Here is a 7,511-nt window from a genome sequence, read left to right on the forward strand (position 1 = left end):
GTAGGTGACGTCGCGGACGTAATGCAGCCGGTTCTCGATGCTCCAGTGCCCGCGGATCCAGGCGGCCAGGTCGGCGGGAGGGGCTTGCCAGGCGGGTAGATCGGTGATCGCGTAGACGGTGACGGTCCGCCATCTGCCCGCGCTGCCGTCCCTGACCTGCCTTTTGATCTGCATCGCCTGGACGGCGTGGGGGAACAGCAGACCGGTGGTGACGGTGACGACCTTGAGGGTGCGGCGCTCCTCACGCCCGTGCCCGCGATCACGTTCGCGGTGCTGTACGGGTATCTGTTTCCATGGCAGCCGTTTGACCTGCGCGTACAGGTTGGGCTGGTTCTTCTTGACGATCAGCACGTAGTGGGCCCGTTTCTGCTCGATGAGGAAGGTTGCGTGCTCGCGCTGGGTGTGCAGGGCATCGGCGGTGACCACGCGATCGTGCAGGTCGAGATGCTTCAGCAAGGGCTGGAAGCGGGTGATTTCGTTGGTCTTGCCGTCCACGTCGGTCTGCGCGAGCACCAGGCCGTTGCCGTGGTCGAAGGCGGCCAGCAGATGGACTGGCTCACCGCTGTGGTTGCGTGCACCGCGCAGTGCCTTGCCGTCGACGGCCACGGCCCGGCGACGTGCACGAGCCGGGCCGCCGGAAGAGGGGCCGTCAGCAGCGCCGGTCGTGGTGGCTCGTCCGGCCAGCCAGGAGCAGACGGCCGCATCCAGGGCGTCGGTGTCGATCTGCTCGAACAGACGTCGCACGGTTGATTCGTCCGGCGGCTGCCATGCTCGGCTCAGCGGATCCCGCCGGACGCCGAGAGCGGTCATCACCTGGGCGGGAGCATCAGCGATCCACTCACCGATCGCGGTGAACGAGCGCGCGCCGGCCAGCACGGCGGCCGCGGCACCGGCCAGTAACGACGCCAGCGCATGTCGGACGCCACGCGGATCACGGGGGTCGGGAAGTCGCTGGAAGCACTCCAGCAGGTTGAGGCAGTCGGCGGCGGAGGCGGCCACCGGCCCGTGCTCGGCCAGTTGGCCAAGGGCAGCACCGATCGGCGATGATGAGGGGACAGGCACGGTCTTCTCTGGTGATCATTAGGCGTCGAGAACCTCATGATCTCGAAGGTCGTGCCTGTTCTCGTCCTCAGAGGAGTCTCCAGGGGCCCCTCCGGCAGCCCCGGAACAGTCACTCCACGAAACGGACACTCAGACTGTTACCGATACTTCGCCGTGGCCCTGACTGTTGACCGGTGTGGATAACCGACAAGCGGAATAGGGCCCTCAACTTTGGCCTGGCTCATTCGTTATTGCACCAGCGTAAGGACTGGACTGTGCCAACGATGTGACCGAGGTTATTGTGGAGTTCCGTGCCGGACAGCCGGGATCCAGCTAGAAGGCAGTCGATGGTGCTGGCTGTCTAGGCAGGACAACCATTATAGCGTACTGTGACCCCGCGAACGTAGATGGCACTACCGACTCTCTCCGTGCTCTGTGCCGGTACGCAAATATAGTCGTCCGGTGAAAGCCAAACGTCGATGTGGATGTACTCGTTTGTGTAAGGTTGGCAGTTTGTCCAGTAGGCCCACCTGTCGTCCTCGGAGAAGCCGCAGGGTGCAGCGCTGGCTGGCTGCGCTCCAACGATCACGGTCGTGCCTGTCAGCGCGATGGCTACCGCCAGTGAATGGATGATCTTGCGCATTCGTCCCTCCTGAAGGGGGCGATCTTGTGGCCACATTGAGTGGCCCCTTTTCAGCACAGAGAGGGGAGTCGGTGGGTGAATGTGCTTCGTCAGTGCAGAAAGACCCACGGCCAACGGCCCTCCGACCGGAGAGCTGCTGAGCAACGTCAGTCCGCAGGCTCGGCGGCCTGATATCGGCCTTGGTCCGATGCGTGGGCGCGGGCCAGTTACCCACCGATGATTGTGTCTTACGGCGCGGGATAATCTCCGTTCACGACGATACAGCCTTATGCGCGATATTCTTGATTCCTGACACGTGTATCTCTTCCTCCTTCGGATGTTTTCTACGATTACGTGGGAATCGGGCCGCTATCGCACTGGGCTGCTTTTCTTCGTCGGAACCTTTCCGTCATCGAACAGTCGGCAGAATGTCGCGACCTCTCCCTGTTGTAGCGGACCCATTGGTTGTCCAGCGAGGGTGGACCAACTGAACAAACAACGTGCAGTTCAGCTGAGGCGCGTGACCTGCGGCAGGATCAACCCTGAGGTGTTGTCCAGATCTCTGTGGTTCTCTATGGTTGACTGGCCGAAAAGTGGCTGCCGGCATGCTAGTTGAGCTTGTCTCGCGGTACGTGATTTCCCGGTAGCAGTTTGTGACGACGCGAATTTTTAGTTTCGCTGAGGACGAGGCGATGGGACGACCTGAGCGTGTGCTGGATCCGGAGAACAATCCTCTTCACCGGTTCGCATCCGAGCTCAGACAACTGAGGGTGAAGGCGGGCAAACTCAGTTATCGGCAGATTTCCAGGCGCGCGAATTTTTCTGTGACGGCTCTGTCCGACGCGGCTGGGGGAGCGGTCGTCCCGACCCTCGCAGTCACGCTCGCGTACGTTGAGGCGTGCGACGATGATCGTGACGAGTGGGAAAGCCGATGGCATGACCTGATGCGCGCACTAGCTCCCGCCGATCCTTCTTTGAAAGCGCGGCCTGTAGGACTCTGCTGGTTAATTAACTCGGATCTGTGGCTCCGGCTCATGATCTGATGGTGCCTGTCCTGATCATGAGCGGTGTGGCAGCGGTCGTCGTTGTCTTCGTCCTGGCTGCCGGGGTGGATGGAGGCGGCGATGTCTATGCAGCCGATGCCGTGGCCGGAGCCGGCGCCTGAGGTCGCTGCGGCGATCTGGGCCATCTACCGGGGCAAGCGGCAGGTGCCGTTACCCGTGCGGGTGCGTGATGAGTTGGGCGAGGTGTTCGCCGATGAGGCGTTCGTGGGCGCCTTCGGCAAGGAAGGCAGGCCGGGCTGGTCACCGGGACGGCTGGCGTTGATCACGGTGTTGCAGCGGGTGGGCAACCTCACCGACCGGCAGGCGGCTGAGGCGGTGGCCACCGATCTGGCCTGGAAGTACGCGCTCGGCCTGGGCTTGAACGATCCCGGCTTCGATGCCAGCGTGCTGAGCGAGTTCCGCTCCCGGGTGATCGCTCATGAGCTGGAGGAAAAGCCGCTCGACCTGCTGCTGGCCGCGTTGCAGGAGCGAGGCCTGCTGGCTGCGGGTGGCAAGCAGCGCACCGACTCCACCCATGCTGCGCCACGAGGCGCTCTGTCATATCCCCGGTTTAGCCGGGAGAAACTCGGAGGAATGTTTCTGGGTCTAATGACTTACCTGAATCTGAAAGGTGAAGGGAACCGTAGCATGTCAGGAAAGTATCGCTTGTGTTCAGGCGTATGAAGCAAGGCGATACGGGACCCGCGCGACATGGTCAAAGCTGGACTGCCTGAACCCCAATCTCCAGAAGGTGCAATCGAGTCTCCCATCGGAAAGACGCCTGAAACCGATGCCATCACCCTGCGCCGATATAACGTGAGGGTCGGCGCAACCTCCGGGGTATGGAGCGACTCCCAGTGAGGGAGTTCAAGGGGATAAATGGGGGACCTAAATCGCGCTATAACGTATGACAGAGACGAACGTGGGATCGCCTAAGGGGCGCGAGCCCTAGGGCGACAGAGGCCCCGTAGTAGTCGTCGGATTAACGCCCGACCAGGGAGGACGGGAAGGCCGTCCGCAGGGCGAAGGGGGCCAGGTGGCTGGACACTCAAGAACCGCGAGGTATGCGCAATGCAGAACGCCGAAACGGTGCTGAAGGTCCTCCGTGAACGCGGGAGGCATGGCCTGCCGTGCAACGAACTGTATCGACAACTGTTCAACCCGGACTTGTATCTCGTGGCCTACGGGCGCATCTACTCCAACGACGGGGCGATGACACCCGGGGCCTGCGGGGAAACCGCAGACGGCATGTCCATGGCCAAGATCGAACGCATCATCGACGCGATGCGCCACGAGCGCTACCGATTCCAACCCGTGAGGCGCGTCTACATCCCCAAAAACAACGGGAAAAGACGACCCCTCGGCCTGCCGTCCTGGGCGGACAAACTCGTCGGCGAAGTGGTCCGGCTCCTGCTGGAAGCGTACTACGAGCCACAGTTCTCCCGCCGATCGCACGGTTTCCGTCCCCACCGTGGCTGCCACACCGCCTTGAGCGAAATTGAGGAGACATGGGGCGGGACAACCTGGTTTATTGAAGCGGATATCGCTGACTGCTTCGGGAGTCTCGACCATGAGGTCATGCTCTCGATCCTGTCGGAGAAAATCCACGACAACCGGTTCCTCCGGCTCATCAAACAGATGCTGCAAGCCGGATACCTGGAGGACTGGGAATGGAGCGCCACGCTCAGCGGAGCCCCGCAGGGCGGCGTGGCATCCCCAATTCTTTCCAACATATATTTGGACCGGTTGGACACTTTTGTCGAGACAGTGCTCATTCCGGAATACACCCGAGGAAAACGCAGGGCACCCAACCCTGCGTACACAAGGAAAACCGACGCGATCCACCGCGCCCGCAAGCGCGGAGACCGAGTCGCAGTCCGGCAATTACGCGCAGCACGACGTGGTCTTCCCCACGGGAACCCAAACGATCCCCAATACCGGAGACTGCGGTACTGCCGCTACGCCGACGACCACCTTCTCGGGTTCACCGGACCCAAGGCCGAAGCCGAACAGATCAAGCAACGCCTGGCCCGCTTCCTGCGTGAGGACCTCAACCTGGAGTTGAGCCAGGACAAGACACTGGTCACCCACGCCCGTACCAGTGCGGCGCGATTCCTCGGCTACGAGATCAACGTCCAGCACAGCCGATGCCGGCCAAAGGTCAACGGCCACATCCGGCTGCGCGTTCCACGAACGGTGATCAAGGCCAAGGCCGCCCCGTACCTCAAACACGGCAAACCCGAACGCCGCACAGAGCTGATGAGCCGCGACGACCCTGTGATCATCAGCACCTACGGCGCCGAGTTCCGGGGACTGGCGCAGTACTACCTGCTCGCCAGCGACGTCGCGAGACTGGACTACCTGCACTGGGTGGCCCTAACTTCGATGCTCAAAACGCTGGCCGCCAAGCACCGCTCGACGGTCTCGAAGATGGCCCGCAAGTACATGGCCAAACTCGACACCCCATACGGGCCATACACGTGCTTCGAGGCCAGCGTGTCACGGCCGGGCAGGAAACCGCTGATCGCCAGGTTCGGTGGCATTCCCCTCCGACGGCAGAAAACAGCGGTCATCGTCGACCGCCAGCCAGCCCCGGTCACCATCCGCCGCAAGGAGCTGGTCACCCGGCTCACGGCACGGCGGTGCGAGTGGTGCCAGCGCCGCGCCCCGGTGGAGACCCACCAGGTCCGCAAGCTTGCCGACCTCGACCAACCAGGGAAACCACAGCCCGCGTGGGCGCAACTGATGGCCCAACGGCGCCGCAAGACCCTCGTGGTCTGCGCCGACTGCCACCAGACCATCCACGCCGGGCACCCGACCGCGACCCCCACGGAATAGTCACTGGAGAGCCACGTGCATCGAAAGGTGCCCGCGTGGTTCGGACCGGAGGCCGTTGGAAAAGGCGCCGCACCAGCGGGAACCTCGCCAACGGCCTACCGGTGTTGATCTCCGCGGTGCGGGATGTGAACCGGGTGGAGCTGGCGGGGGAATGTGTGCGGGCCGCGTTGGAGGCGCTGGCGGTGGCCGCGCCCGGCTGGGTGCAGCAGGTGCTGGAGGTGCCCGGCTGGGCCGGACGCTATGAACTGCGGGTCGATTCCTGGCGGATGCCCACCTCCAAGACCAAGCAGGAAGAATTGGCGCTTACGGGGCTGACGGATACGCGCTGGTTGAGGCCGTCTGCGCGCCGTTCTCCCCGGCCTGGCTACGCCACCTGCCCGCCATCGACACGCTGCGCGTCATGCTGATCCAGCACTATGTCCGCACCACCGATCGGCGGGGACGGCAGGTGATCAAACGGCGGCAGGACCTCGCATCGGGCGGTGAGGGCCTGCCACCGGGCAGATACCGGCTGGCCTCGCCCTACGACCTCGACGCCCGCTGGGCGGCCAAGGGCAGCGAGCTGATGTGGAACGGCTACAAGGTGCACATCAGCGAAACCTGCCGCCCCAGCGCCGACGCCCTAGCCGGAGCCGCCGGCACCGGCACCGGCACCGGCACCGGCGACGGCGACGGCGACGGCGACACGAGGCCGCCGAACCTGATCACGAACGTGGCCACCACCGACGCCACCGTGCCCGACACGGCGATGACCGCCACCATCCATCAGCACCTGGCCCGGCGCGACCTGCTACCCGCCGAGCACTACCTGGACGCCGGCTACTTCTCCGCCGAACTGATCGTCCAGGCCCGCGAGCGGCACCAGATGGCCCTGGTCACGCCGTTGCGGACCGACAACTCCGTCCAGGCCCGTACCCGCAACGGCTACGACCGCACCGCCTTCACCATCGACTGGGACAACCAGCAGGTCACCTGCCCGCAAGGACAAACCAGCACCTCCTGGACACCCTGCCGACAAAAGAACACCTGGATGATCGTGGCCGCCTTCCCACCCAACACCTGCCGCCCCTGCCCTGCGCGAACCTTATGCACCAGCGCCTAGCACAGCGGCCGCCACCTCACCCTGCACCCCCGAGCGATCCAGGAAACCCCCGACGCCGCCCGCGCCGAACAGGCCACCCCCGCCTGGCACGACCAATACGCCATCCGATGCGGCATCGAAGCCACCATCCACCAAGCCGTCACCGTCACCGGCCTACGCCGCGCCCGCTACCGCGGCATCAAGAAAGTCCACCTCGAACACATCGTCGCCGCCATCGCCGTCAACCTCATCCGCCTGGACGCCTGGTGGAACGGCCAGCCACTGGAGCGGAAGCGCACCAGCCACCTGGCCCGCCTCGAACCAGCCCTGACCGCCTGAAACGAGTTAACCAGCAGAGTCGCACAGGTGTTTGGTGTTGTCCGACGATCAGCAGGCGGTCGGCCCCGCCGCGATGCGTCCTCGCCCCGCTGGTGAGGAGGCTGACCTGCGCCAGTCGCAGCAGATCCGCGGCGGGAGGGCGTCCGGCGTCGAGCGCCTCACCGAGGTGCTCGAATCCTTGCCTCGGCGTCGTTGAGCAGCCCGGGCACCAGCTGGCGATGGATGGCGGACAGCGGAGGCCACACGCCATTGCCCACTCTCCGGCGATAGTGCAGGAGGGTCCCCAGCGACACCTGCTCGCCGGCTGTCCGTACAAGGAGGTTGCCGGTCAGAAACCAGGAAACCGCCTCAAGCCGGATCCAATCCTCGCCGCATCCGCCGATCCGCCAGCCGGCCACGGTGGCTGGCGATCGTGTTCGGCTGATTCCCTATAGGAGTTGATGTGTCAAGACCGTCGCGGAAGAGGTCGTGGTTGTGGTTCCGGCCTCGCGACGGTCTTGATGCGTGGTCTAGTCGGCGCGGGGTTCGGGCAGGAGTTTGCGGAGCC

General features: G+C 64.2%; 8 protein-coding genes and 1 pseudogene. 7 read left to right on the top strand and 2 right to left on the bottom strand.

Annotation, left to right across the window (positions count from 1 at the left end; genetic code table 11):
• Both ITP53_RS52445 and ITP53_RS61590 read right to left on the bottom strand, forming a co-directional pair.
• Positions 1-1,062 (bottom strand): ISAs1 family transposase (locus ITP53_RS52445; RefSeq protein ID WP_195902979.1); only part of this gene is annotated, 1,062 nt, incomplete at its 3' end.
• A 340-nt stretch (positions 1,063-1,402) separates the two neighbouring features.
• On the bottom strand, positions 1,403-1,720 hold the full coding sequence (locus ITP53_RS61590; RefSeq protein WP_407941411.1) for a DUF6355 family natural product biosynthesis protein: 318 nt from the start codon (positions 1,718-1,720) through the stop codon (positions 1,403-1,405).
• Between the two features lie 635 nt (positions 1,721-2,355).
• On the opposite strand from ITP53_RS61590, the gene ITP53_RS61595 reads away from it, so the two are divergent.
• The 7 genes and pseudogenes from ITP53_RS61595 (at position 2,356) to ITP53_RS52480 (ending at position 7,160) form a co-directional block, all read left to right on the top strand.
• Positions 2,356-2,706: a helix-turn-helix domain-containing protein gene (locus ITP53_RS61595; RefSeq protein WP_195902980.1), complete on the top strand. Its 351-nt coding sequence runs from the start codon at positions 2,356-2,358 to the stop codon at positions 2,704-2,706.
• 81 nt (positions 2,707-2,787) lie between these two features.
• Positions 2,788-3,390: a transposase gene (locus ITP53_RS52455; RefSeq protein ID WP_207757665.1), complete on the top strand. Its 603-nt coding sequence runs from the start codon at positions 2,788-2,790 to the stop codon at positions 3,388-3,390.
• Positions 3,391-3,777: 387 nt separating this feature from the next.
• Positions 3,778-5,544: a reverse transcriptase/maturase family protein gene (locus tag ITP53_RS52460; protein ID WP_195902981.1), complete on the top strand. Its 1,767-nt coding sequence runs from the start codon at positions 3,778-3,780 to the stop codon at positions 5,542-5,544.
• Positions 5,545-5,648: 104 nt separating this feature from the next.
• Entirely contained in the window at positions 5,649-5,951 is a 303-nt protein-coding gene (locus tag ITP53_RS52465; protein WP_207757666.1) for a hypothetical protein, read from the top strand.
• Positions 5,945-6,646: a hypothetical protein gene (locus ITP53_RS52470; RefSeq protein WP_195902983.1), complete on the top strand. Its 702-nt coding sequence runs from the start codon at positions 5,945-5,947 to the stop codon at positions 6,644-6,646. The genes ITP53_RS52465 and ITP53_RS52470 overlap by 7 nt, the downstream gene beginning before the upstream one ends.
• Positions 6,647-6,661: 15 nt before the next feature.
• Positions 6,662-6,964 (top strand): annotated as a pseudogene (locus tag ITP53_RS61600) (transposase); the annotation flags it as partial.
• 37 nt (positions 6,965-7,001) lie between these two features.
• Entirely contained in the window at positions 7,002-7,160 is a 159-nt protein-coding gene (locus tag ITP53_RS52480; protein WP_195902984.1) for a hypothetical protein, read from the top strand.
• Positions 7,161-7,511: the final 351 nt, after the last annotated feature.

Origin of the sequence: Nonomuraea cypriaca (assembly GCF_015645445.1) — a bacterium.
GTDB classification, from domain to species: Bacteria; Actinomycetota; Actinomycetes; order Streptosporangiales; family Streptosporangiaceae; genus Nonomuraea; species Nonomuraea cypriaca.

Excerpts from the sequence above, each read along its gene's own strand:
- ITP53_RS61590 (WP_407941411.1), bottom strand. The coding sequence starts at position 1,720 with ATGTGGCCACAAGATCGCCCCCTTCAGGAGGGACGAATGCGCAAGATC.
- ITP53_RS61595 (WP_195902980.1), top strand. The coding sequence starts at position 2,356 with ATGGGACGACCTGAGCGTGTGCTGGATCCGGAGAACAATCCTCTTCAC.
- ITP53_RS52455 (WP_207757665.1), top strand. The coding sequence starts at position 2,788 with ATGTCTATGCAGCCGATGCCGTGGCCGGAGCCGGCGCCTGAGGTCGCT.
- ITP53_RS52460 (WP_195902981.1), top strand. The coding sequence starts at position 3,778 with ATGCAGAACGCCGAAACGGTGCTGAAGGTCCTCCGTGAACGCGGGAGG.
- ITP53_RS52470 (WP_195902983.1), top strand. The coding sequence starts at position 5,945 with ATGCTGATCCAGCACTATGTCCGCACCACCGATCGGCGGGGACGGCAG.